The organism is Tenggerimyces flavus (assembly GCF_016907715.1).
Lineage (GTDB): Bacteria > Actinomycetota > Actinomycetes > Propionibacteriales > Actinopolymorphaceae > Tenggerimyces > Tenggerimyces flavus.
On sequence record NZ_JAFBCM010000001.1, the window covers coordinates 8,260,700 to 8,286,064 of the forward strand.

22 protein-coding genes are annotated in these 25,365 nt (G+C 68.7%); 12 read left to right on the forward strand and 10 right to left on the reverse strand.

Annotation, left to right across the window (positions count from 1 at the left end):
- Window positions 1-62: 62 nt before the first annotated feature.
- The 7 genes from nuoH to JOD67_RS38485 form a co-directional block, all read right to left on the reverse strand.
- Entirely contained in the window at window positions 63-1,019 is a 957-nt protein-coding gene (gene nuoH / locus JOD67_RS38455; protein WP_205122581.1) for an NADH-quinone oxidoreductase subunit NuoH, read from the reverse strand.
- Entirely contained in the window at window positions 1,012-1,869 is an 858-nt protein-coding gene (locus JOD67_RS38460; protein WP_205122582.1) for an NADH-quinone oxidoreductase subunit C, read from the reverse strand. The genes nuoH and JOD67_RS38460 overlap by 8 nt, the downstream gene beginning before the upstream one ends.
- Entirely contained in the window at window positions 1,866-2,483 is a 618-nt protein-coding gene (locus JOD67_RS38465) for an NADH-quinone oxidoreductase subunit B (RefSeq protein ID WP_239554250.1), read from the reverse strand. The genes JOD67_RS38460 and JOD67_RS38465 overlap by 4 nt, the downstream gene beginning before the upstream one ends.
- Window positions 2,474-2,860, reverse strand: coding sequence for an NADH-quinone oxidoreductase subunit A (locus JOD67_RS38470; RefSeq protein ID WP_205122583.1), 387 nt, complete (start codon window positions 2,858-2,860; stop codon window positions 2,474-2,476). Before JOD67_RS38470 ends, JOD67_RS38465 begins: the two co-directional genes overlap by 10 nt.
- Before the next feature lie 232 nt (window positions 2,861-3,092).
- The gene (locus JOD67_RS38475; protein ID WP_205122584.1) at window positions 3,093-3,854 is read right to left on the reverse strand and encodes an amino acid ABC transporter ATP-binding protein; all 762 of its coding nucleotides are present in this window, start codon (window positions 3,852-3,854) and stop codon (window positions 3,093-3,095) included.
- Entirely contained in the window at window positions 3,855-4,712 is an 858-nt protein-coding gene (locus JOD67_RS38480) for an amino acid ABC transporter permease (protein ID WP_205122585.1), read from the reverse strand. It abuts the gene before it with no gap.
- A 176-nt stretch (window positions 4,713-4,888) separates the two neighbouring features.
- On the reverse strand, window positions 4,889-5,779 hold the full coding sequence (locus tag JOD67_RS38485; RefSeq protein ID WP_205122586.1) for an ABC transporter substrate-binding protein: 891 nt from the start codon (window positions 5,777-5,779) through the stop codon (window positions 4,889-4,891).
- Window positions 5,780-6,240: 461 nt separating this feature from the next.
- Between JOD67_RS38485 and JOD67_RS38490 the strand changes: the two genes are divergently transcribed.
- From JOD67_RS38490 to JOD67_RS38500, 3 genes are read left to right on the forward strand one after another with little or no spacing between them, the layout of a single operon-like run.
- Window positions 6,241-8,178: a 2-oxoacid:acceptor oxidoreductase subunit alpha gene (locus JOD67_RS38490; protein ID WP_205122587.1), complete on the forward strand. Its 1,938-nt coding sequence runs from the start codon at window positions 6,241-6,243 to the stop codon at window positions 8,176-8,178.
- Window positions 8,175-9,242 carry a 2-oxoacid:ferredoxin oxidoreductase subunit beta gene (locus JOD67_RS38495; protein WP_205122588.1) on the forward strand — a complete coding sequence of 356 codons (1,068 nt, stop codon included), beginning with the start codon at window positions 8,175-8,177 and terminating at the stop codon, window positions 9,240-9,242. The genes JOD67_RS38490 and JOD67_RS38495 overlap by 4 nt, the downstream gene beginning before the upstream one ends.
- A 59-nt stretch (window positions 9,243-9,301) precedes the next feature.
- The gene (locus tag JOD67_RS38500) at window positions 9,302-10,012 is read left to right on the forward strand and encodes an RraA family protein (RefSeq protein WP_205122589.1); all 711 of its coding nucleotides are present in this window, start codon (window positions 9,302-9,304) and stop codon (window positions 10,010-10,012) included.
- Here the strand turns inward: JOD67_RS38500 and JOD67_RS38505 are convergent.
- On the reverse strand, window positions 9,999-11,411 hold the full coding sequence (locus JOD67_RS38505; protein ID WP_205122590.1) for an FAD-dependent monooxygenase: 1,413 nt from the start codon (window positions 11,409-11,411) through the stop codon (window positions 9,999-10,001). The two genes, JOD67_RS38500 and JOD67_RS38505, sit on opposite strands and share 14 nt — an antisense overlap.
- Before the next feature lie 97 nt (window positions 11,412-11,508).
- Between JOD67_RS38505 and JOD67_RS38510 the strand changes: the two genes are divergently transcribed.
- Together JOD67_RS38510 and rarD are read left to right on the forward strand one after the other, a co-directional pair.
- The gene (locus JOD67_RS38510; RefSeq protein ID WP_205122591.1) at window positions 11,509-12,159 is read left to right on the forward strand and encodes a TetR/AcrR family transcriptional regulator C-terminal domain-containing protein; all 651 of its coding nucleotides are present in this window, start codon (window positions 11,509-11,511) and stop codon (window positions 12,157-12,159) included.
- A 592-nt stretch (window positions 12,160-12,751) separates the two neighbouring features.
- Window positions 12,752-13,702 carry an EamA family transporter RarD gene (rarD, locus tag JOD67_RS38515; protein ID WP_239554251.1) on the forward strand — a complete coding sequence of 317 codons (951 nt, stop codon included), beginning with the start codon at window positions 12,752-12,754 and terminating at the stop codon, window positions 13,700-13,702.
- Here rarD and JOD67_RS42295 read toward each other — a convergent pair.
- On the reverse strand, window positions 13,611-14,417 hold the full coding sequence (locus JOD67_RS42295) for a DUF4037 domain-containing protein (protein WP_205122592.1): 807 nt from the start codon (window positions 14,415-14,417) through the stop codon (window positions 13,611-13,613). The genes rarD and JOD67_RS42295 overlap by 92 nt on opposite strands.
- Before the next feature lie 342 nt (window positions 14,418-14,759).
- Here JOD67_RS42295 and JOD67_RS38525 point away from each other — a divergent pair, with 342 nt between their 5' ends.
- The gene (locus JOD67_RS38525; RefSeq protein WP_205122593.1) at window positions 14,760-16,787 is read left to right on the forward strand and encodes a PhoX family protein; all 2,028 of its coding nucleotides are present in this window, start codon (window positions 14,760-14,762) and stop codon (window positions 16,785-16,787) included.
- A gap of 73 nt (window positions 16,788-16,860) precedes the next feature.
- Here the strand turns inward: JOD67_RS38525 and JOD67_RS38530 are convergent, their stop codons facing one another.
- Window positions 16,861-17,916, reverse strand: a complete 1,056-nt coding sequence (locus tag JOD67_RS38530; protein ID WP_205122594.1) for a class I SAM-dependent methyltransferase — start codon at window positions 17,914-17,916, stop codon at window positions 16,861-16,863.
- Window positions 17,917-18,221: 305 nt separating this feature from the next.
- Here JOD67_RS38530 and JOD67_RS38535 point away from each other — a divergent pair, with 305 nt between their 5' ends.
- The 6 genes from JOD67_RS38535 (at window position 18,222) to JOD67_RS38560 (ending at window position 25,364) form a co-directional block, all read left to right on the forward strand.
- Window positions 18,222-18,905, forward strand: coding sequence for a GntR family transcriptional regulator (locus JOD67_RS38535; RefSeq protein WP_205122595.1), 684 nt, complete (start codon window positions 18,222-18,224; stop codon window positions 18,903-18,905).
- Between the two features lie 96 nt (window positions 18,906-19,001).
- Window positions 19,002-20,999 carry an alpha-galactosidase gene (locus JOD67_RS38540; RefSeq protein WP_307782706.1) on the forward strand — a complete coding sequence of 666 codons (1,998 nt, stop codon included), beginning with the start codon at window positions 19,002-19,004 and terminating at the stop codon, window positions 20,997-20,999.
- 3 nt (window positions 21,000-21,002) lie between these two features.
- Window positions 21,003-22,193: a mandelate racemase/muconate lactonizing enzyme family protein gene (locus JOD67_RS38545; RefSeq protein WP_205122596.1), complete on the forward strand. Its 1,191-nt coding sequence runs from the start codon at window positions 21,003-21,005 to the stop codon at window positions 22,191-22,193.
- On the forward strand, window positions 22,190-23,119 hold the full coding sequence (locus tag JOD67_RS38550; RefSeq protein WP_205122597.1) for a carbohydrate ABC transporter permease: 930 nt from the start codon (window positions 22,190-22,192) through the stop codon (window positions 23,117-23,119). Before JOD67_RS38545 ends, JOD67_RS38550 begins: the two co-directional genes overlap by 4 nt.
- Window positions 23,116-24,021, forward strand: a complete 906-nt coding sequence (locus tag JOD67_RS38555) for a carbohydrate ABC transporter permease (RefSeq protein ID WP_205122598.1) — start codon at window positions 23,116-23,118, stop codon at window positions 24,019-24,021. Before JOD67_RS38550 ends, JOD67_RS38555 begins: the two co-directional genes overlap by 4 nt.
- A gap of 17 nt (window positions 24,022-24,038) precedes the next feature.
- Entirely contained in the window at window positions 24,039-25,364 is a 1,326-nt protein-coding gene (locus JOD67_RS38560; protein WP_205122599.1) for an ABC transporter substrate-binding protein, read from the forward strand.
- Window position 25,365: the final 1 nt, after the last annotated feature.

Below are 25,365 nucleotides of genomic sequence, written 5' to 3' on the forward strand. Positions count from 1 at the left end.
TTGGTGAGGTTGTCGAATGTCACCTTGAGACCCTGGGCGAGTCCCTTGCCGGGTAGTTCCATCTAGAAGGCCACCTCCACGACGCCGGTCAGGGCGAGTTGGAACAGAGCGAGGGGAACGAGGAATTGCCAGCCGAGCTTCTGGAGCTGGTCCGCCCTCAGTCTGGGGTAGGCGACGCGGGCCCAGATGACGACGAACGCCACGCCCCCTGTTTTGAGGAGGGTCCAGAGCCAGCCGAGCTGGTCGTCGAACGGACCCTTCCAGCCGCCGAGGAACAGCACGGTGGTGAGGGCGCCGAGGACCACGATGCCGGCGTACTCGGCGAGCAGGAAGAGAGCGAACCTGATGCCGGTGTACTCCGTGTACGGGCCGAAGATGATCTCGGCGTCGGCGATGGGCATGTCGAACGGTGGCCTGTGCAGCTCGGCGAGGCCGGCTACGAAGAAGCAGAGCATGCCGGGGAGCTGCCAGATCAGCCACCAGGGTTGCCATTGGTCGACGATGCCTTGCAGGCTCAGGGTGCCGGCTGCCATCGCGACACTGGCGGCGGCGAGGACGAACGGGAGCTCGTAGGCGAGCAGCTGGGCAGCGCTTCGGAACGCGCCGAGCAGGCTGTACTTGTTGGCGCTCGCCCACCCGCCCATCAGGCTGCCAAGGACGCCGACGCCCATCGCGGCGAGGACGAAGAACAGTCCGGTCTCGAGATCCGCGCCGACGAGGCCCGGGCCTAGCGGGATGGCTACGAGGGCGATGAGGTACGGGATCAGGGCGACGACTGGGGCGAGCTGGAAGACCCGCCTGTCGGCGTTGGTGGGGACGATGTCTTCCTTCTGCGCGAACTTGACGCCATCGGCGACGAGCTGCGCCCACCCGTGAAACCCGCCCGCGTACATGGGACCCAGGCGGGACTGCATGTGTGCCATGACCTTGTGCTCGGTCTGGCCGACGAGGAGGGGCAGGACGAGGAACGCGACGAAGACGACGCCGATGCGGAGCACGAACTCGAGCACCTCAGGCATCCGCATCCCCCTCCGGCCGCCGAGGTGGGGATGTGGGTTGGGCTTCGGAATCGCCGTCGCCGGGCTGGTTCTCCTCAGCCACCTCACCAGCCGCCCGTTGGGCCGCGGCGTCCTGGATGGTGGTCGGGTCGGCCGGTGCGGCTGGCTCGGTGCCCGGCCGGCCGGTGGCGTGCTCCGTCGCAGCAGTCACCGCACGAGCTGGGCGTTCGCGACGTTCACGCCGCGCTGGGCGGGCCGGGGCTGTGGCGGCCGAAGGGTCGGGCGTCGGCGAGCCGGGCTCCCGCGGCCCCCAGGCGTCCGGCCCCGGCACTCCCGGCGGCGCCACGCGGCGGCGGGAGGGCGAGCGGCCGGTGTCGTGGTCGGACTCCCCCGGCTCCTTCGCACCCGGCCAAGCCTTCGCCACGCGGGCGGCGAGCACGAAGTCCTTGCGGAGCGGATGGCCCTCGAACTCGTCCGGCAACAGCAGCGGCGCCAAGCCCGGGTGCCCCGGAAAGTCGATGCCGAACATCTCGTGCGTCTCACGTTCGTGCCATGACGCACCCGCGAAGACCCCTACAGCCGTGGGCAACGAGGCAGCCGCCTTCGGCACCCGCGTACGCACCACCAGGTGCTCGACCGAACCCGGCCCACGCAAAGCCGCCAGATGGCAGGCGACGGTGAAGGCATCCAGCTCGTCCACCGCCGTCAGGAAGTCGAAGAACGAGAACCCATGCGCCCGCAACGCCGACAGCGCGTCGATCCACCGTTCACTCGGGACGTCGAACGTCGGCGGCCCAAAGCCCTCGTCGTACGTCACCTCGATGTCGAGCGCAGCCGTCAACGCGACCTTGACGGACTCCCGCCAACTCACGACTTCGTCTCCGGCCCACGACCAGGCGGCTGCTCGATCAACGACCGCAGGTAAGCCGCCGGCCCCCGCCGCTTCCGCTCGACCGGCGCCACTGGGGAAGCCGGATACCGCTCAGCCAAAGACTCGTGCGCGATCTTCTCCTGCAGCTTGACGATCCCCTGCAACAGAGCCTCCGGCCGCGGCGGACACCCCGGCACATAGACGTCCACCGGAACGATCTGGTCGACGCCCTTCGTCACGCAGTACGAGTCCCAGTACGGCCCACCGGAGTTCGAACAGGACCCGAACGAGATCACGTACTTGGGCTCCGGCATCTGCTCGTACAACCGCCGAATAGCCGGCGCCATCTTGTCCGTCACCGTCCCCGACACGACCATCAGGTCGGCCTGCCGCGGTCCCGGAGCGAACGGGATCACGCCGAGCCGGATGAAGTCGTGCCGCGACATCGACGAGGCGATGAACTCGATCGCGCAGCAGGCGAGGCCGAAGTTGAACACCCAGAGCGAGTAGCGCCGACCCCAGTTCAGCACCAGCCGCAACGGCTCCGGCGCCAACTGCTGCAGAGCCCCCAGCCGCTGCGGACCCACGGTCGGCATGGGCAGATCTACGTCCATGTCAGCACCCCCTTGCGCCAGGCGTAGAGCAGACCGACCGCGATGAAGCCGAGGAACACGAACATCTCCACGAGCGTCCCCCACCCGAACCCCGGCGCGGCGAAGACCGTCGCCCACGGAAACAGGTAGATGGCATCGACAGCGAACACCACATAGAGATAGGCGAAGACGTAGTAGCGAACGTGCACCTGCGCCCATCCCGAGCCGACCGGGTCGACGCCCGACTCGTACGTGAGCAGCTTCTCGCGGGTCGGCCGGGTCGGCCGGAGCAGCCGGTTGGCCCCGAAGGCGAGCGCGGCGAACGCGATGCCGACGAGCACGATCCCCAGAACGGTCGTGTAGGTCGCGTAGTAGTTCGCGGTGCCGGCTGGGCCCACGCTGTGCTCGCCTCCTTCACCCGTGCGGGAGAGTTTAGGGGGTTAGGCCGCGTCTGCTGAACCTCGCCTGGCGCGCGACACCTCCCAGAAATCGGCAGAGGCCGCCTGGACGTGGTGGGACTCGTCACCCAGATAGCCAATCGAGTTCCTCCTGCACCACGCCCAGCCGGGCGCGATGCGCCGCGCGCCATCGCGCTGCGCGCGATGACCAGCGATCTTCAGCAGACGCGACCTAGAACCGCCTAGCCGCCAGGACCTGCTGGAGGAACTGCTGGGTCCGCGGCTCGATCGGGTCGTCCAGCACCTGCGCCGGCGGACCCTGTTCGAGGATCACGCCGTCGTCGAGGAAGCACACCCGATCGGCAACCCGGCGGGCGAACGACATCTCGTGCGTCGCCAGCAGCATCGTCGCCCCGTCCAGCTTGAGGTCCCGGATCAGCGCCAGCACCTCCCCCACGAGCTCCGGATCGAGTGCCGACGTCACCTCGTCGAACAGCATCAGCCGCGGCGAGTTCACCAGCGCGCGGACGATCGCCACCCGTTGCTGCTGGCCGCCGGACAGCCGGTCGGGGTACTCGCGCGCCTTGTCGGCGAGACCGACGCGCTCGAGCAGCCCGAGCGCCGTCCGTTCCGCCTCGACCTGAGCCCGCCGGTGGACGCGGCGCGGCGCGAGCGTCACGTTGTCCAGGACGGTCATGTGCGGGAACAGGTTGAACGACTGGAAGACGATGCCGATCTTCTGCCGGATCGCGTCGGCGTTCACGCGCGGGTCGGTGATGTCCTGGCCGTCGAGCTGGATGACGCCGTCGTCGACCCGCTCGAGCAGGTTGACGCAGCGCAGCAACGTCGACTTGCCCGACCCCGAAGCACCGATCAGCGCCACGACCTCGTGCTCGTCGACGCTGAGGTCGATGCCGCGGAGGACGTCCACGCGGGCGGCACGCTTGCCGAACGACTTGTGAACGTCGTAGCAAGCGAGCACCGGACCGGCCATCTACGCAGCCCCCTCTGCGGACTGCCGCCGTGCCGCCCGCAGCGTGACCCAGTCGGTGACCGCGACGAGCGGCACCGCGAGCAGCACGAAGAGCACTCCCGCGACGACGTACGGCGTGAAGTTGAACGACTGGCCGGTCGCGATCTGGGCTGCCGACACCGCGTCGATCGGGCCGGCCAACGAGATGAGCCCGACGTCCTTCTGCATCGCGACGAGGTCGTTCAGCAACGGCGGCGAGACCCTGCGTACGGCCTGCGGCAGGATCACGAACCGCATCGACTGCCGGTAGGTGAGGCCGAGCGAACGGGCGGCCGCGCGCTGGCTCGGATGCACCGACTCGATGCCGGCGCGGAAGACCTCGGCGAGGTACGCGCCGTACGTCAGCACGATCGCGGCACCGCCCAGCACCAGCACGCCGGGCGTCCCCGCGAGCCGCAGACCAGGGACGCCGAGCGCCATCACGTAGATCACGATGATCAGCGGCATGCCGCGGAAGCCATACGTATAGGCCGTCGACAGCGCGCGCAGGGGGAAGAAGACGGGGCCGCGCAACGTCCGCATCAGGGCGACCAACAGGCCAAGCGCGAACGCGCAGATCGCGCAGACGACGAGCAGCCTGATGTTCAGCCAGAGCCCGCGCAGGATCGCGGGGAACGTGTCCGCCGCGATCTTCGGGTCGAGGAACCGCTCCTGCACGCGCTCCCAGCCGGGTGCGCCCGTGACCGCGAAGTAGAGGACGACACCGAGCACTGCCGTCGAGGCCGCCGCGACGAGCACCGAACGTACGGTCTGGCGGCTCCTGAACCGCTGTCGCTCTACTTGTAAGGCGCTCGGTGCCGGCGCGTCGGCTGATGGCATCAGGTCACTCTAGGCCCGGGCTGCCGGATATCGCCGGGCAGGCGACACCCCGCATCCCGCCTGGCCGCGGTGCACCTCGTCACCCATATAACCAATATGAATTCCTCCTGCACCACGCCCAGCCGGGCGCGGATGCGCCGCCTGCCGCGCGCTTCGCGCTAGGCCGACGCTCTCCGTCAGCCAGGGCCCAGGACCGGGGCCCCGGCCACGTCAGCGAGCCACTCCTGCGCGAGGTCGTCCAACGTGCCGTCCTCGCGCAGCGCGTCCACAGCCCTGCTCACGCAGGTGGTGAGGGGCGAGCCTTTGTCGAGGACCAGGCCGAACTGCTCCGGCGTACCCTGCCCCAACTCGAACTGGCCGACGACCTTGCTGCCCTCGATCTCGGCGCCCGTCATATAGAAGGCAGTCGGGAGGTCGACGACGAGGCCATCGATCTGACCGTTCTGCAGGGACAGCTTGGCGTTGTCGTTGTTGGGGAAGACCCGGGGCTCGACGGTGGGCTTCACCAGGTCGGTGATCACCGAGTAGCTCGTGGTGCTGACCTGGGCGCCGAGGCGGGCATCCTTCAGGTCGGCGAGGCTCTCGGCGTTGGCGATCTTGCTGCCCTCGAGCGCGATGATCGCCTGGCTGACGTCGTAGTACGGGCTGCTGAAGTCGACGGCCTTCTTGCGGTCCTCGGTGATGGAGAACTCGTTGATGTCGAAGTCGAAGTCCTTCGGGCCGGGCTGGATCGCGTTGTTGAACTTGACCCGCGTCCACACGACGTCGGGCTGCTCGAAGCCCATTTCCTTGGCCACGGCGTACGCGACGGCGCCCTCGAAACCCTTGCCGGACTCGGGCTTGTCGTCCTCGAACCACGGCCCGTAGACGGGCTGGTCGGTGGCGATCGTCAGCTTGCCCTTCGTCCGTACGGGGAGGCCGTCGGTCGCGCACGGGTCGGACGACGCGGTGGGCGTGGTCGCCGACGGCTGGTCGGTCGGCGCGGACGTGGTGGGGTCCTCGGGGGCGCAGGCGGCGACGGCGAGAGCTGCGGCAGCGGCGAGGGCGAGGACGGCAGGGGCGCGCATGGGTGGCTCCGGTGACGAGATGGCGCTGGCGAGGGTCAGGATACGGCCGCGTGATCTTGCCCAGCGCGGCCTGTGGACGACGCCAGCACTACGGCTTCGACCGAGCTATGGTGTCGAACACACGTTCGAAGACCGTCGTTCTCCCTGGAGGAGTGATCATGATCACGTCGTTCCGGCACCAACCTGCCTGGCCAGTTGGGGCTCCTCGCGCAACTGTGACGAAGCGCACGCCCCGGCGCCGATTCGCCCCTTCCGTCACGTATTTCCGCAGGTCAGCGGGGACACTGCCGAAGGTGGGGAATCGTTTGCCTGGCAAGGACTGGCCGTGGGCGGACACCGCACGTGGGCACGTGTCTCGAAATCGTGAGACCTCCCATCGGGCTGAGACGCACCGACGTACGATGAAATCGAGAAGAAGAACGTTCGCTAAAGCGCCGCCACCCGGCGGACATCCCGCCCCGATGCGGCGTGAGGAGGTCGTCGCTCCGGTGACCAAGCAGGTGCTGCAGGTCGACCGTGTGATCATTCGCTTCGCCGGAGACTCCGGTGACGGAATGCAGTTGACCGGTGACCGATTCACCCAGGAGACGGCGGCCTTCGGCAACGACCTCTCCACTTTGCCCAACTTCCCGGCGGAGATCCGCGCACCGGCTGGCACGTTGCCGGGCGTCTCCTCGTTCCAGATCCACTTCGCCGACCACGACATCCTCACGCCCGGCGACGCGCCGGACGTGCTGGTCGTGATGAACCCAGCCGCGCTCAAGGCCAACCTGCCGGACCTGCCGCGCGGCGCGACGATCATCGCCGACAGCGACGAGTTCACCAAGCGCAACCTCACGAAGGTGGGTTACGACGCGAACCCGCTCGAGGACGACTCGCTCGCGGCCTACCAGCTGCACTCGTTCGCGCTCACCTCGATGACGACCGAGGCGGTCAAGGAGTTCGGGCTGTCCCGCAAGGACGCGTCCCGGGCGAAGAACATGTACGCGCTGGGCATCGTGTCCTGGCTGTACAACAGGCCGACCGACTCGACGTTGTCGTTCCTGACCTCGAAGTTCGCGAAGGTGCCGGCGATCCGCGACGCCAACATCGCGGCGTTCCGGGCCGGGTGGAACTTCGGCGAGACCGCCGAGGCGTTCGCGGTGTCGTACCAGGTCAAGCCGGCCGAGATGAAGGCGGGAACGTACCGCAACATCTCCGGCAACCTGGCCTTGGCGTACGGGCTGATCGCGGGCACCCAACGCGCCGGGCTGCCGCTGTTCCTGGGGTCGTATCCGATCACCCCGGCGAGCGACGTGCTGCACGAGCTCAGCCGGCACAAGTCGTTCGGTGTGACGACGTTCCAGGCCGAGGACGAGATCGCCGGCATCACCGCGGCGATCGGCGCCGCCTTCGGTGGCGCGGTCGGCGTCACGTCGACCTCCGGCCCGGGCATGGCACTGAAGGCGGAGTCGATCGGGCTCGCGGTGTCGCTCGAGCTGCCGTTGGTCATTGCCGACATCCAGCGCGCGGGACCGTCGACCGGCATGCCCACGAAGACCGAGCAGGCCGACCTGCTGATGGCGATGTACGGGCGCAACGGCGAGGCCCCGGTGCCGATCGTCGCGCCGCAGTCGCCGGCCGACTGCTTCGACGCGGCGATCGAGGCAGTGCGGATCGCGGTCACGTACCGGACGCCGGTGATCATGCTGTCCGACGGCTACCTGGCGAACGGCTCGGAGCCGTGGCGGATCCCGAAGGTGGCGGAGCTGCCCGAGATCAAGGTCGAGTTTGCGACCGAGCCCAACCACGAGACCGAGACCGGCGAGCGGGTGTTCTGGCCGTACAAGCGCGACCCGGAGACGCTGGCCCGTCCGTGGGCGGTGCCGGGGACCGCGGGCCTGGAGCACCGGATCGGCGGCATCGAGAAGGCCGACGGGCACGGCAACATCTCCTACGACCCGGACAACCACGACCTGATGATCCGCACGCGTCAAGCCAAGATTGACGCGATCGCTCGGACGATTCCTCCTCTGGAGGTGGACGATCCGACCAGCGACGCGCGGGTGCTCGTGCTGGGCTGGGGTTCGACGTACGGCCCGATCGGCGCGGCCTGCCGGGCGGTTCGCGAGCTCGGGACACCGGTCGCGCAGGCGCACCTGCGGCACCTCAACCCGTTGCCGCCGGACCTCGGCGAGGTCCTGAAGGCGTACGACCGGGTGCTGGTGCCGGAGATGAACCTGGGCCAGCTGTCGATGCTGCTGCGCGGCAGGTTCCTGGTCGACGTGGTCAGCTACAACCGGGTGCGAGGCATGCCGTTCACCAGCACCGAGCTGACGGCGGCGATCACCGACCTGGTGGGCTCGCTGGAGGACGCCGACGAGTCGGCGCCCGCGGAGCAGGAGATGCGCGTTCGATGACCGACACTGTCAACCTCGGCTTGCCCTCGCTCACGGGTGTCCCGAAGGCCGATGCCCCGCAGACGCGGAAGGACTTCACCTCCGACCAGGAGGTGCGCTGGTGCCCGGGCTGCGGTGACTACGCGATCCTGGCGGCGATGCAGGGCTTCCTGCCGGAGCTGGGGGTGCGGCGCGAGAACGTCGTGTTCGTCTCCGGCATCGGCTGCTCGTCGCGGTTCCCGTACTACCTGAACACCTACGGCGTGCACGGTATCCACGGCCGAGCGCCGGCGATCGCGACCGGTCTGGCGACCTCGCGGCCGGACCTGTCGGTGTGGGTGATCACCGGTGACGGTGACGGCCTGTCGATCGGCGGCAACCACCTGATCCACGCGCTGCGGCGTAACGTGAATCTGAAGATCCTGCTGTTCAACAACCGGATCTACGGGCTGACGAAGGGCCAGTACTCGCCGACGTCCGAGCTGGGCAAGGTCACCAAGTCGACGCCGTTCGGCTCGCTGGACGCTCCGTTCAACCCGGTGTCGCTGGCACTGGGCGCCGAGGCGACGTTCGTGGCCCGGACGTTCGACACCGACCGTCAGCACCTCACCTCCGTGCTGCGCGCGGCGGTCTCCCACCGCGGCGCCTCGCTGGTGGAGATCTACCAGAACTGCAACATCTACAACGACGGCGCCTTCGACCTGCTGAAGGACCGGGACACCTCGGCCGAGGCCGTGATCCGCCTCACCCACGGCGAGCCCATCCGCTTCGGCGCCTCGAACGAGCACGGCGTGATCCGCGACCCATCGTCCGGCGCACTCCGCGTGGCCGAGGTCGCCGAGGTCGGCGAAGACGCGGTCCTGGTCCACGACGCGTACGCCGACGACCCCACCACAGCCTTCGGCCTCTCCCGCCTCTCCGACCCGCAAACCCTCAACCGCACCCCCGTCGGCATCTTCCGCCAGGTCGACCGCCCCACCTACGACGACCTCGCCCGCGACCAGCTCGAGCAAGCCACCGCCAAGAAGGGCCCCGGCGACCTAGGAGCCCTCTTGACCGGATCCGACACCTGGACCGTGAACTAGCTACCACTGCCGATCGCGAGCCGGGCATGGGCTCCGACCTCTCCGGAAGGATGCTGCCCATGGATCACGATGAGCTTGTTCGGAGGTTCGCGGCGTTGACGACGGCGCATGTCGCGGATGGGTGTGTGCGGGCTTCGGTTGCTGTGCGGTGTGGGCCGGCGGGGCTGCGGCCGGTCTCCGCTGGGGACAGGCTGGTCGGGCGGGTGTTGCCCGCGCGGCATGCGGGGAGTGTGGATGTCTTCCTGGAGGCGTTCGAGTCCGCCGAGCCTGGCGATGTGCTGGTGGCCGACAACGCCGGGCGTCTTGATGAGGCCTGCGTGGGCGACCTCGTCGTCGCCGACGCACGGGCGGCCGGCGTCTCCGGGGTGCTGATCTGGGGACTGCACCGCGACACCGCCGACGTCCAGGCGATCGGGCTGCCGGTGTTCAGCCTCGGCGCCGTGCCTACCGGACCGTTGCGGCTCGACCCACGAGCTGACGATGCTCTCGAGGCGGCAACCGTGGGCGAGTGGACGGTAGGCCGCGACGACCTGGTGTTCGCCGACGACGATGGTGCGCTGTTCGTGCCGGCCGACCGGGCCGCGGACGTTCTCGACCTGGCCGAGACCATCCGCGACACCGAACACCGGCAGGCCGAACGGATCCGCACCGGCGAGGCGACGTTGCGCGAGCAGGTACGGTTCACCGAGTTTCTCCAGCGCCGTAAGGACAATCCCAGCCTCACCCTGCGCGAACACCTCCGCGACGTCGGCGGCGCTATCGAGGTGTGACGCCGCTCAGGTAGTCCTCGACGTCGGCCGGCTCGTCGGTGACGAGACCGACGTACCCGTCCGGCCGCACCAGCACGATCGGCGCCTCGTAGACGTCCGTCACGTAGGTCGGCACGCCCACCGTGGTCGGCAACGGTGCGTGGGTGAGCAACGTCCACTCACCACCGCGGAACAGGTCGAACAGCCGGCCCTCCGCGATCACGCCGTCCGGCGCCCGGTCGCCCGCGCGCAGCGAGCCGACGTCGACGGCGTCGCGCGACAGCGGTCGGCCGCGGTACGACACGTCGAGCTGCCGAGTCTCCTCGCCGCGCTCATGCGCGTCCGCATCGCCGTCGGTGTACTTCTTCAGCAACGCCGCGCTGATCCCGAGCACCCGAGCGGCGTTCGGCAACCGCTCCCCCTCGTATGTCTCCACCAGGGCAGCCGGCGCGCCAGCCAGCACCGCGGCGAGCTTCCAGCCGAGGTTGAACCCGTCCTGCACGCCGGTGTTGAGACCCTGCCCACCGGTCGGCGGATGCACGTGCGCCGCGTCGCCGGCGAGGAACACGCGACCGACGTGGAAGCGTTCGGCCATCCGCACGTTCGGACGCCAAACCGACAACCAGGTAAGGTTTTCCAGACGCAGATCGGCGCGGCCGGAGTACTTGTCAAGACGCTCTTGCAGGTACGCGAGGTCCGGCTCCCCGATCTCCTCGGTCAGCGGTGTCGCGTACACGAACGACGACTCGCCCTTACCAGCAAGCGGAGTCAGCCCGACGCCGACCTGCGCGCCCGAACCGTCGCCGAACCAGTGCCCGACCGCGTGGTCGAGCCCCGGGATGTCGACATCGGCCAGCACCACCCGGATCGAGTCGTCCGTGTCGCCGAGGAACCCGACACCGAGTCCCTTGCGCACGACCGACCGCCCACCGTCGGCGCCAACGAGGTAGCTCGCGCGGAGCTGCTCGTCCGCGCCGTCGCGCGCCACGGTCACCGCGACGCCGTCGCCGTCCTGCGCGAACGAGACCACCTCGGTCCCGAGCTCCACGACACCACCGTGCTCGAGGAGCCGCTCGCGGAGGATCTCCTCGGTGCGGTCCTGCGGGACGAGCCAGGGGTTCGGGTACGGCACCTCGGCGGTCGGCTCGAGCCGCTCGTACTGCCCGACCTCCCCCACGAAGGTCCCGTCCTGGTACGCGCGCATGGCCGGCGGCAGCTGCCCGGACTCGAGGATCCGGTCGAGCACGCCGAGCCGGTCGAACACCTCCAGCGTCCGCGGCTGCAGCCCGTCGCCGCGCGAACCCACCGCGTACGAGGTCGCCCGGTCGACGATCCGGAACGGCACCCCGCGGCGCGCCAGCTCGATCGCCACCGTGAGCCCGGTCGGGCCTGCCCCCGCGATCAGCACTGGATCGTTCATGGTCCACTCCTTAACAACGTTAAGTCCAACGCTGTCGACATTGCCTTAACGCTGTTAAGGTGTCAACCAGCGGAATGCAAAGGAGAAGGAAAGGCCGATGGCGCTGACCAAGCAGACCGTGGTGCGGACCGCGTTGGAGTTGCTCGACGAGGTCGGCCTCGACGGCCTGACGCTGCGCAAGCTCGCCGCGAAGCTGAACGTCCAGGCTCCGGCGCTGTACTGGCACTTCGCCAACAAGCAAGCCCTGCTGGACGAGATGGCGACGACGATGCTCGCCGACAGCCTGCGCACGATGGCGCCCCAGCAGGACGAGCTGAGCTGGGAGACCTGGGCCCGCACGTACGGCAGCAGCTATCGCCGGATGCTGCTCGAACATCGCGACGGGGCGAAGATGTTCAGCGGGACGTACCTCACCGACCGGTCGCTGTATGAGCCGATGGAGACGGTGATGGCGATGTTCGCGCGCGTCGCCAGCTCGATCGAGGAGGCCGTGATCGGGCTGACGACGATCAACTCGTATGTCGTCGGCTTCGTGATCGAAGAGCAGGCGGTCTATCCCAAGCCAGGCGAGCGGAACGACCAGTACGACCCCACCGACCGCGCCCGCCGCGTCGGCGACGAGCTCCCGCTGACCCAAGCCGCCGGCGAGCATATGTTCAGCGACCCCGACCGCCGCTTCGCCCGGGGTTTGGACCTGATCATCCGCGGCATGCAAGCCACCTACGAGCCGGCCCACAGCGCGGACTGACGCACCCGCCGGTCGTCCACAGCTTGCGCGCACTTCCCTAGCCGAAACGGGGTTCCTGGCCATGCTTGCCACGAGGTAAACCCCAGCCTGGATAGGGAAGTCGCCACCCCTGTGTAAACCAGATCGGTCGGCGGCGCGGGCGGTGTCGAGGCGGACCGGTGGTGCTTGATGTGGCGAGGCCTGTTGGGTCGGGGGCACCCTGGTCCGAACCTCCTCGAGCGAGGGGACCCTCCGCCCTTCGCGAAACTGTGGGGTTCTGGTCGCGACACGCCAGCGTGTCGCGACCAGAACCCCACAGTTTGATGCCACATGGTGGATGGGCCGGGCTATGGGACGAGGGGTCCCCTGACCCAAACCGCGGGGCCACGCTGGCTGTCGAGCCGACCCCGTGGTGCTGGCGTTGCGCAGGCTGACTGGGTCGGGGGCACCCTTGTCCGAACCTATGGGACCAGGGTGCCCCCGACCCAAACCACCGGCCACGATGGCGGTGGCGGGCAGCCGAGGGTGGGTGCGTGGGAGAGCCACAAGAAGAGCGCTCCGAGCCACTCCCTGCGATTCATCTGATGACCGGACGATGCCGTAGCCTGGCGGCATGGCGGGTGGGCAGGCGATGGGTGAGGGCCAGCGCGGAATTCTGTTCGGCGTCGGCGCCTATGCGGCTTGGGGGCTCTTCCCGCTCTACTGGACCCTCCTCGAGCCCGCCACCGCGTTCGAGATCCTCGCCCACCGGATCGTGTGGTCGCTCGTCTTCGTCGCCGGACTGCTCCTTGTCACCCGGCGCAACGGCTGGTGGACCGCCATGCGGGCGAGGCCGAGGACGGTCGCCTACCTCGCGATCGCGGCCGTGGTCATCGCGGTCAACTGGTTCGTCTACATCTGGGCCGTCAACCACGGCCACGTCGTCCAGACCAGCCTCGGCTACTACATCAACCCGCTCGTCACCGTTCTGCTCGGCGTCGCCCTCCTCCGCGAACGGCTCAACAGGACCCAGTGGATCGCGATGGCCGTCGCCGGCGCCGCGGTGGTGCTGCTGACCGTCGACTACGGCAAACCGCCGTGGATCTCGTTCTGCCTCGCGATCAGCTTCGCGATCTACGCCGTGTGCAAGAAGAAGGCGAATGCCGGCGCCATCGAGAGCCTCACGGTCGAGACCGCCGTCCTGATGCCCGTCGCGCTCGGCTACATCGTCTTCCTGCACGCCACCAGCCAGGCCACGTTCGGGCACCAAGGCATCGGCAAGGCGCTCCTGCTCATGTCCGCGGGCGTCATCACCGCGATTCCCCTCCTGCTCTTCGCCGGCGCCGCGACCAGAACGAGCATGGTCACGCTGGGCCTGCTGCAGTACCTCGCCCCGACGATTCAGCTGGTGATCGGCGTCGCGCTCTTCCACGAGCCGATGCCGCCGACACGACTCGCCGGTTTCGCGATCGTCTGGCTCGCGCTCGCGATCTTCACCTGGGACGGCTTGGCTCGCCGGCGGGCTTCAAGGCGAGCACCTGCCGGGCCATCGTCAGGAACAACTCCCGTCGTCGAGCAAGGGTGATCGGTCCCCACAACGACCGTTCCAACCCCGCGATCGCCGGGCTCATCGCGAAGCGCGCGACCCAGCGGTGCAGCCACTTCGGGTTCGGGCAATAGCGTCCCTCGGCGGCGAACCAGGCGACCAGCGTGTGCCGCAGCACCTTCCCCAACAGCTCGTGGAACAGCAGCCCATCGCCGCGCGAGGCACAGTCGCCGAGGTCGTGGTCGTACGACGACAGCTCGGCCGCGACCATCGTCAGCGACCGCGTCACCAGCTCCTCGGGGAACGTGGTCAGTTTGTCACGAATTGCCCCGGCTACCCCGTTCGTGTCCGCGAGCAGAGTCCCGTACACGAACCCCGAGACGGCGTACAGCGGCATCGGGAACGCCGCCTCCTCCCAGCCCCAGCCCTGCCGTACGTCGGAGACCCAGCTCTCGAACGTCCGACGCGTCCGGTGCGCCACCTCGACCCGCTGTCCCTCGACCCAGAACCGGTCGAGCACGTACCCCGGCTGGTAGTCGAAGCTCGTCGGCCGCCGCTGGGAGTCGTTCAGCTCCCGCACCGGCCGGCCACGCAGCCGCGGCGCCTCGTCTCGGTCCCAGACGATGACCAGGTCCAACGCCGACGTGGTGGTGTAGCCGGCCACGACCGAACCGTGGCCGTACGCGAAGGACAGGCCGCCGAGCGCCCGGTACGCGGGTATGACCCGCTGGGCGATCTCGAGGGTTCTGTCCACCCTCCCACTCTCGCCTATTCGAATGCTTCCGCGCACGCTCGCCTACCATCCGGTTGCGACCAGCAGCGGCTACCGACACGGCTGGTCGAGGGAAAGTGGCCCATATGTACCGTACGCCCGGCTTAGGACGACACTGACCGGGGGGAAAGATCAGCAGGCCGTGACCGGCCACCAGCGCTCCGCGACAGCGCGAGCCGTTAAAGCCGCGTTTGACGAGGCGGTCCGCTGCGCGACAGCCCATGGACACCGTACGTTCAGATTGCGTCTCCGCCGCGATCGAATTCCGGGCCTAGCGTCACGGCCGAGCCCGTTCTCCCCGCGTTGACCAGGAGTAGCTAGCCGATGAAGCGTGTCATGCTGCCATTGATCCACCGGCGAGGTTCCCGCAGCCACGTCACCTGTGAGTACCGCTGCGGCAACGCCTGCGACAAGCCGGTGCCGAACAAGTCCGACAACAAGTACCTCGGGGACATCATCCAGTCGGCGCTGAGCCGCCGAAACCTCCTCAAGGGAAGCGCCGCCGGCGCGCTCGTGCTGAGCACCGGATCCATGCTCGCCGGCGCCACGACGGCAGCCGCCGACTCGACGGGGAACGGCGCCGCCAAGCACGGTGGTGGCGGCGGAGGCGGCGGGTTCAAGCTGAACAGCCTCAAGTTCGACACGGTCCCGCCGAACAGTGACGACAAGCTGACGGTCCCGAAGGGCTTCCAGCAGGCGGTCATCGTGGCCTGGGGCGACCCGATCGTGCCCGGCGCGCCGGCGTTCAACCTCGACGCCCAGACGCCGAAAGCCCAGGAAGGCCAGTTCGGCTACAACTGCGACTACGTCGCGGTCATGCCGCTGGACAAGGACTGGAGCCACGAGCGCGCGCTGCTCGTCGTGAACAACGAGTACACCAACGAGAACAACATGTTCGACGGCTGGACGACCGGCGCCGCCGCCACCGTCGACCAGCTGAAGATCGCCCAGGCCGCGCACGGCCTCTCGGTCGTCGAGATCGAGCGGGTCGGCCGCACCGGCCGCTGGGCGCAGCGCAAGAAGGGCAGCCGCCGGTACAACCGCCGCATCACCGCGACGACCAAGATCCAGGTGACTGGCCCGGCCGCGGGCCACGCGCTGCTGAAGACCGCCGCGGACCCGTCCGGCCGCTGGGTCAAGGGCACGATCGGCAACTGCTCCGGTGGCACCACGCCGTACGGCACCACGCTGCACGGCGAGGAGAACTTCAACGGCTACTTCGAGGCGTCCGGCCCCGTGAACAGCGCCTACGAGGCGGCGTTCAAGCGGTACGGCCTCCCGCTGGCGGTCAACGCCGGCCGCTCCTGGGCCCGCGTCGACGAGCGCTGGGACGTCGCGAAGAACCCGAACGAGGCCAACCGGTTCGGCTGGATCGTCGAGCTCGACCCGTACGACGCCGACGCCGCCCCGCGCAAGCGCACGATGCTCGGCCGGATGAAGCACGAGGGCGCGACCACCACGCTCTCCGAGGACGGCCACCTCGTCGCCTACACCGGTGACGACGAGCGCTTCGACTACCTCTACAAGTTCGTCTCGCGCGACAAGTACCGCCGCGGCCACTCCCGCCGCGACCGCGAGCACAACCTGAGCCTGCTCGACCGCGGCACGCTCTACGTCGCGCGCTTCCTCGACGAGCAGCCCGGCGACACCGAGTACGACGGCATCGGCGAGTGGATCCCGCTGACGTCGGACAAGGAGTCGTACGTCGACGGCTTCACCGTCGCCGAGGTGTTGATCAACACGCGGCTCGCGGCCGACACGGTCGGACCGACGAAGATGGACCGGCCCGAGGACGTCGAGCGCAACCCGGTCAACGGCTCGGTCTACATCGCGTGCACGAACAACACCGCACGGACGCCGGCCCAGGTCGACGAGGCCAACCCGCGCCCGGCGAACAAGGACGGGCACATCATCGAGCTGGACGAGGCCGGTGGCGACGCCGCGTCGGACCTGTTCCGGTGGCGGATCTTCCTGGTCTGCGGCGACCCGACCGACCCGTCGACGTACTTCGGCGGGTACGACAAGACGAAGGTCAGCCCGATCTCCTGCCCGGACAACGTCGCGTTCGACAAGTCCGGCAACCTGTGGATCTCGACCGACGGCAACACGCTCGGCTCCAACGACGGCTTCTTCGCGGTGCCGACCAAGGGCGCGGAGCGCGGCCACGTCAAGCAGTTCTTGACAGTGCCGGCCGAGGCCGAGACGTGCGGGCCGTGGATCACCGACGACCAGCGGACCGCGATCGTCGCGGTGCAGCACCCGGGTGAGGGTGGCACCGTCGCGGAGCCGACCTCGCACTGGCCGTTCGGCGGCGTGCCCCGCCCATCGGTGGCTTGCGTCTGGAAGGACTGACCCGCCAAGCAGGTAGTGCACCGCCGCTCGCCGGGTTTCACTCCGTCGGGCGGCGGTGGCAGGTTCGCAGGCGCTAGGGCCGCGCCTCGTACACGATGTTGAACGGCGTCTCGGCCACGCGGCGGAACCTGGACAGGCCCGCCTCCTTGGCGATGTGGCGGATCGGCTCCTCGCCGGCCTGGGCGCCGAGGGAGTACCCGCCGTCCTGGGACAGCGCGTTCGGCACGCACAGGAACGAGGAGAACGAGTAGTACGAACGCCCCACCAGGTTGAAGTTGTCCTCGACGGCGTTGCCGGCGAACGGCTCGACGACCATCCAGGTGCCGTTCGGGCCGAGCGACTCGCGGATGTGCCGCGCGGCGAGCAGCGGGTCGCCCATGTCGTGCAGGCAGTCGAACGAGGTGACGAGGTCGTACGGCCCGCCGCCGAAGTCCTGCGCGGACGCCGCCTCGAAGCTCACCCGATCGCTCAGGCCGGCGTCGGCGGCTCGCTTGCGCGCCTCCTCGATCGAGCCCTGGTGGTAGTCGAAGCCGACGAACTCCGACGCCGGGAACGCCTGCGCCATCAGCAGCGTCGAGGCGCCGTGACCGCAGCCGACGTCGGCGACGCGGATGCCGTGCTGGAGGCGCTCGACCACGCCGTCCAGCGCAGGGAGCCAGCTCGGGAGCAGGTTGCCGATGTAGCCCGGACGGAAGAACCGTTCGCAGCCCTCGAACACCTCGGGGTCGTGCTGGTGCCAGCCGAAGCCCTCACCGGTCTTGAACGCCTCGGTGATCTGGTCGACCGAGCGCAGCGTGCCGACCGCGAGCTGGAACGCGCCGGGCGCGAACACCGGCGCGAACGGGTCGGTGAGCGCGAACGCCTGCTCCTCGGTGAGCGAGTAGCGGCCCGTGGCCGGGTCGTACTCGACGTAGCCGCCGGCGGCCTGGCCGCGCAGCCACTCCTCGACGTACCGCGGCGCCGTCTCGGTGCGCGCGGCCAGTTCCTCGGGCCGCTGCGGCCCCTCGGCGAGAGCCTTGTACAGCCCGAGCCGGTCCCCCACCACCACGTTGCCGGCCGCCATCGCGGCGCCGACGTCGCCGACGAACTTGCCGACGAACTCCATCAACCGTCCTTCGTCCACTGCCATCTTCTTGTCCCTCCCACGTCTGGTGTCGTGGGCAGTCTCGGCTCGGGCGGTGGGCATTCGATGGGCAACCGCTGGGAAGGGGTGGGCGTGTCTCTCAAATAGCGCCGGTCATCGCGCGTAGCGCGATGGCGCGCGGCGCCCCGCGCCCGGCTGGGCGTGGTGCAGGAGGAATTCATATTGGTTATATGGGTGACGAGGTGCACCGTGTCCAGGCGGGATGTGGGGTGTCGCGCGCCAGGCGATCTTTGAGAGACACGCCCTATAGGATTGCCCGGTCCCATGCAGGATTTCCGGGGGGAGGTTTCGTGGCCAGGAACGATCGCGCGATGCTCGTCGACACCGTCTATGACGCGCTCAAGGAACGCATCATGGACCAGGCGGTCGCGCCCGGCAGCAGGCTGACGATCGAGCTGCTGGCGGTCGAGCTCGAGGTCAGCCCGACGCCCGTCCGCGAGGCCCTCGCCCGGCTGGCGGCGGAGCGGCTGGTGACGTTCGAGCCGTTCAAGGGGTACGCGACGATGCCGCTGCTGACCCAGCGCCAGCTCGCGGATCTGCTGCACGTGCGGCGGCTGCTCGAGATGGACGCAGCCCAGCTCGCGGCGACCCGGGCGATCCTCGCCGACCTGCGGGCGATGGAGCGCGAGCTCGCCGCGATGGACCTGCTGGAGCCGACGCCGCAGTACCGGGACTTTCGTTCGTACGTGCATCACGACCAGCTGTTCCACGAGGCGCTGGTCGCCGCGTCGGGCAACGTGTTCCTGCTCGACACGTTCCGCGGGCTGCACGTGCACGCGCAACTGGCGCGGCTCGTGCACGAGTTCGGGGAGTTCGACAACCGGGAGAACGCGGTGGAGCACCGCGCGATCTTCGACGCGGTGAAGGCGCACGATGCGGGAGGCGCCGCGGAGGCCGTCCGCGCGCACCTCGACCGCTACGAGTGGCAGCTCGGCGAGTTCCTGGACAGCGAGACCCACCCCGCCCGCCGCTAGGCCCGGGCCAGGAGCGGCCGGCGATCTTGTAGCGATCAAGATGATCCTATAGGATCCTGCGAACTACTACAGGACACAAGCCTGGAGGAGTGCGCGGTGCTGAAGTGTGACCTCGACCAGGGCGGCCTCGCCGTCGAGCTGGGTCCGTGGGCGGAGCTCGCGAGCAGCGAGGCGTTCGGCGTACGGGTCGACGGCGAGCTGCTCACCGCCCGATCTCCCGGGCTCCGCGTCCAGGGCCTCGACCGGACGATCCTCGGCGACGGCGTCGAGGAGACCGTGGTCCGCTACGAACGAGCGGACACTCCCGCGCTCGCGGTCGAGTGGCACGTCGAGCGCCGCGACGCCCTCGAGCTCGCCGAGGCGTGGGTGGTCGTCCGCAACCTCGGCCCCGGAGAGCTCACCGTCGACCGGCTCGACTCGATCCGCGTCGACCTCGCGACGGGCGGCGCAGGCGCCGAGCTCCGGTCGTTCACGAGCAGCTGGGGCTTGGAGTTCGAGCCTGTCAACCAACCGTTGACAGGCGACAGAACCCTGCAGACGTTGGCCGGACGCTCGTCCAAGAACGAGCATCCCTGGTTCGCGCTCGTCCGTCCCGACGGCGTCGCCCTCGCCGGCGCACCCGTCTGGTCGGGCAACTGGGTGTTCCGGTTCGAGGAGACACCGCAGGGGCACCGGCTCTCGGGCGGGCTCCACGACGAGGGATTCGCCAAGCGGCTTGGCCCTGGTGAGGACATCGAGGCGCCGCACGTCGTCCTCGCTACGGGTGCCGACGTCGACGCCACCTCCGTCGCGTTCGCCCACGTAGCCCGCGAGACGGCGCCGGCGAACGCGCTCGCGAGCCAGCTTCCGGTCGAGTGGAACACCTGGTGGACGTACGAGGACCACAGCATCGACGAGCAGGTCTTCCGCGCGAACGTCGACGCCGCCGCCGAGCTCGGCATCGAGGTCTGCACGCTCGACGCCGGCTGGTTCGGCCCCTCCGACACCGGCAGCCACTGGACCGACCACCGCGGCGACTGGGACCACGTCAACGCCGAACGCTTCCCGAGCGGGCTCCGCGCCCTCGCCGACTACGTGCACGAACGCGGCATGCGGTTCGGCATCTGGTGCGAGATCGAGGCGATCGGGCCCAAGGCGGCCGTCGCCGAACGCCGGCCGGACCTCCCCGCGAGGCGGGACGGCCAGCCCCTCGGCCAGGTCTGCTTCGGCAATCCCGACGCCGCGCAGTGGGCGTACGAGACCCTCGACCGCCTCGTCAGCGACGAGGGCGCGGACTGGATCAAGCTCGACTTCAACCTCGACCCCGGCCTCGGCTGCAACCGGACCGACCACGGACACGGCCCGGACGACGGGCTGTTCGAGCACTACCGCGGCTACTACGGCGTCCTCACCCGCATCCGCGAACGCCATCCCGACGTCGTCCTCGAGAACTGCTCTTCCGGCGGCCTCCGCATCGACCTCGGCATGCTCCGGCAGACGCACCTCACGTTCCTCAGCGACCCCGACTGGCCCGAGCACGGACTCCAGCTGCTGTGGGGCGCAAGCCTCATGCTGCCGCCGAACCTGTTGCTGCACTGGGGATTCTCTGAGTGGTACGGCGACCACCGGCACCAGACGTTCGACCCGCGCGACCCCAACCTCCAACCCCACCAGGTCGACTACTACCGCCGCATCGCCATGGTCGGCTCGACCGGCCTGTCCTGGGGCCTGCCCAACCTCCCGGAGAACGTGCACGCACGACTCGCCAGCAACAACCGCACGTACGCGGAGCTCGTCCGCCCGTACATCCGCGACGCCGACCTGCACCGTCTGACCGACCAGCCGAAGCGGTTCGGCGAGGGCGACCGCTGGGCCGGCTTCCAGTACGCGCGGCCCGACGGCAGCAGCCATCTCGCGCTGCTGTTCCGCCTGCCTGGTGGGGAGGACGAACGCACGATCGCCCTACACGGGCTCGCCGAGGACGCCGACTACGACGTCAGCTGGCTCGACGCGGACCGGCGCGAGACCCGCGGCGGCGCCGACCTGATGACCACCGGCCTCCACCTGCGGCTGCCCGAGGAAGGCTCGGAGATCGTCGTGCTGGTGAGGCGCTGACCGATGCGCATCGACGCCGTCGACTTCTTCTACCTCGCGATGCCGGAGATCCGCGACGTCGGCGACGGCAGCCAGGACATGCTGCTGGTCCGGGTACTCGCTGGCGACGAGGTCGGCTGGGGTGAGTGCGAGGCCTCGCCGCTCACCTCGATCGCGAGCCTCGTCACGCCGATGTCGCACAGCGCGTGCAAGCCCGTTCTCGCTTCCGTGCAAGGCGAAACCCTGAACGACGCCAAGGACATCGCGAGGATCTCCCAGCGGGTAAGGGAGAACAGCCTCGATCTCCTGCAGGCGCCGCACACGTACTCCGGTATCGAGATCGCGCTGTGGGACCTGCTCGGGAAACACCTCGACGCACCGGTGTACGCGCTCCTCGGCCAGTCGAAGGCACATCGCAAGGTCGCGTACGCCTCGGTCCTGTTCGGTGACACGCCCCAGCAGACGTACGAGCGGGCGAAAGAGATCGCCGACCGCGGCTTCCGCGCCGCCAAGTTCGGCTGGGGGCCGTACGGCCACGGCACGGTCGCCGTCGACGCCGAGCTCGTCGAGGCCGCTCGCGCGGGACTCGGCGACGAGCCCCGGCTGTTCGTCGACGCCGGGACGGTGTGGGGCGAGGACGTCGAGGCGGCGGCCGCGCGACTGCCCGCTCTGGAGGCGCATCGCGTCGGCTGGCTGGAGGAACCGTTCGGCACCGCCGCGTTCGGTGCCTACAGCCGGCTCGCCGCGGACGGTCGCGTGGCGATCGCGGCCGGGGAAGGCGCCCACGATCCGCGCGGCGCGATGAACCTCATCGACTACGCCGGCATCGCGTACGTCCAGGTGGAGACCGGCCGCATCGGCGGCATCGGGCCGTCGGCGCGGGTCGCGGAGTACGCAGCCGAACGCGGCATCGGCTACATCAACCACACGTTCACCTCCCAGCTCGCGCTCGCCGCCTCGCTGCACGCGTTCGCCGGGCTGGCCGACTCGACGCTCGCCGAGTACCCCGCCGAGCCCTCGCCGCTCGCCGCGGCACTGACGACCGACCGCATCGAACCCGACGCCGACGGCACGATCGGGCTGCCCGACGCCCCCGGCCTCGGCCTCACGCCGACGCCGGCGAACGTCCGCGGCTACCTGATGGACGTGGAGATCCGCGTCGGCGACACGGTGCTCTATGCGACCCCGCCGCTGGAGGAGGGAGCGCCGCCGTGACCACCACCTCCACACCTCCGCGCCGGAGGCTGAGCATGCGGCGTCGCGAGGCGATCGCGTGCTACATCTTCATGGCACCGGCGATCCTCGGCCTGCTGCTGTTCGCGATCGGCCCGATGATCGCCTCGCTCCTGCTGAGCTTCACCGAGTACGACATGCTCTCCGCGCCGCAGTGGGTCGGGCTCGCCAACTTCCAGGCGCTGATCGGCGACGAGCTGTTCCACAAGTCGTTGCGCGTCACCGCGGTCTACTCGCTCGTGACGGTGCCGACGATCCTCGTCATCTCGTTCATCCTCGCCAACCTGCTGAACCAGAAGATCCGCGGCATCTCGTTCTTCCGTTCGGTCTACTACCTGCCCACGGTCATCTCCGGCGTCGCGGTCGCGATGCTGTGGCGCTGGATGTTCAACGGCGAGTACGGCCTGGTCAACACGCTGCTGGACAAGATCGGCATCGACGGACCGAACTGGTTCCAGGACGAGTCGTGGGCACTGCCGGCGCTGATCGTCACGAGCCTGTGGACGTTCGGCAGCACGACGCTGATCTACCTCGCCGGACTGCAGGGCGTGCCGAACGAGATCTACGAGGCGGCGCAGGTCGACGGCGCGAGCCGCCTCCGCCAGCACCTGCACATCACCATGCCGATGGTGTCGAACGTGACGTTCTTCAACCTCGTCATGGGAGTTATCGGCTCGCTGCAGGTCTTCGCCGAACCGTTCGTACTGACCGGCGGCGGGCCGAACAACTCCACGCTGCTGCTGCCGCTCTACCTGTACCGCAACGCGTTCGAGTACCTGAAGATGGGCTACGCGTCCGCGATCGCGTGGGCGTCGTTCCTCATCGTGCTCGCGCTCACGTTGCTCGTCTTCAAGTCGCTCCCCTACTGGGTGCACCTCGAGGGCAGTACCGAAGAGAGGAACCGATGAGCAGCGACCTCCTTCGCGCCACCGCGGCCCATCCGACGACGGGATCGTCGCCTTCCCGACCCGGCCGCCCGACGGCGCGCCGCATCGTTCGCCTGGTCCTGAGCTACTTCGTGCTGGGGCTCGGCGGAGTCGCGATCCTGATGCCGTTCTTCTGGATGCTGTCGACGGCGCTCAAGCGGCAGGAGGACGTCTACAAGTTCCCACCCGAGTGGTTCAGCTCGCCGCACTTCGCCAACTTCGCGGAGGCGCTCACCCTGGTGCCGTTCTACAAGTTCGCCCTCAACACCGCGACGGTCGTCTCGCTCGTCGTGCTCGGCACGTTGGTGTCGTGCTCGTTCGCGGCGTACGGGTTCGCGCGGCTGCGCGCGCCGGGACGGGACGCGATCTTCCTCCTCGTGATCGCGACGATCATGCTGCCGACGACGGTCACGCTCGTGCCGACGTACATCATGTTCAACTACCTCGGGTGGATCAACAGCTTCAAGCCGTTGATCATCCCCGCGTTCTTCGGTGTGCCGTTCTACATCTTCCTGCTCCGGCAGTTCTATCTGACCATTCCGCGTGAGCTGGAGGACGCCGCCCGCATCGACGGTGCCGGGTACTTCCGCATCTGGTGGACGATCATGCTGCCGCTGAGCAAGCCCGCCTTGGCGACGGTGATGGTCTTCACGTTCATCGCGGCCTACAACGACTTCTTCGGTCCGCTGATCTATCTCACCGACGAGTCGAAGTGGACCATCGCGGTCGCCCTGTCGACGTTCACGGGGTCGCCACGCATCGGACCGCAGATGCACTTACTCATGGCGGCGACGACGATCGCCGCGATCCCGTCGATCCTCGTGTTCTTGTTGGCTCAGCGGTACTTCGTTCGCGGCATCGTGCTGAGCGGAATCACCCGATAGGGATGGAAGGAAGGCCCATGGAGAACGTTCGGCACGGCATCGATCGGCGGCGGTTCCTCTCCGGTGCGATGGCCGCGGCAGGCGCCGTCGGGCTGCCGTTGCTGGCCGGCTGCGGCGGCGATGACGACTCCGGCGGGTCGGGCGGCAGCGGCTCGATCCGCGTACTCGCCTGGTCGAACAGCCCGAGCATCGACGCCAACTTCAAAGCCCGCTTGAAGGCGTTCAACGACGCGCAGAAGGGCAAGATCAAGGCGACGCTGCAGCTGTTGCCGTACGACCAGTACTGGCAGAAGATCCAGCTCGCCTACTCCGCGCGGCAGCCGTACGACATCTACTACTGGGACGTGCAGGCGTACGCGCACTACAAGCGCGGACTGCTCAAGGACCTGCAGCCGGACATCGACAACGCCAAGTTGACAGACGACGCGACGTACCCGACCAACCTCTACGATCCGTGGAAGTTCGACGGCAAGAGCATGTTCGGCTGCCCGGAGAACGTGCAGACGATGGTGTTCTTCTACAACAAGGACCTGTTCGACAAGGCCGGCGTGAAGTACCCCGACGACACCTGGACCTGGGACGACGTCATCACCGCCGCCGAGAAGCTCACCGTGCGGCAAGGCTCGAAGGTCACGCAATGGGGCCTTGACATCGGCGATCTGTCCATCTGGTGGGGACTTCAGACGCTGTCGTGGGCGCAGGACACCGCGTTCGTCGACAAGGAGCTGGAGCCGACGAAGCTCCAGCTGAGCGATCCCCGCAACGTCGAGTCGATCGCGTTCATCCAGGACCTCATCTACAAGCACAAGGTCGCGCCGTCACCCACGCAGACGACCAGCGTCGCCCAGGACGTGGGCGCGTTCGAGAGCGGCAAGATCGCGATGCGGCCGGCGGGCGGTTGGCAGATCGCGAGCTACAAGAAGCTCTCGTTCAAGTGGGCGGTCGCACCGCTGCCGCTGTTCAAGGGCAAGCGCGTCGCGCCGTACTGGCTGGGCGGCTGGAACATCCCGAAGGCGGGCAAGGCGCAGGAGGCGGCGTTCGAGTACGCCAAGTGGAGCGCCTCGACGTTCCAGCCGCAGATGGCCAAGGACCACGACTGGATCCCGCTGCGCAACGCCGAGCGCTCCTCCGGCGTGATGCTCGAGGGTATGCCAGACGGCTTCGAGCAGAGCATCAGACAGCTCGACAACTCCCGGATCGGCGACATCTACCACGCGAACAACCTGCAGCTCATCGAAGAGGTCTTCGGGCCGACGTTCGAGCAGCTGTGGAACAACAAGCTCAAGCCGGAGCAGGCGGCCAAGCAGATGGACGACAAGGGCACAGCGCTGTTGAAGGGGTGAC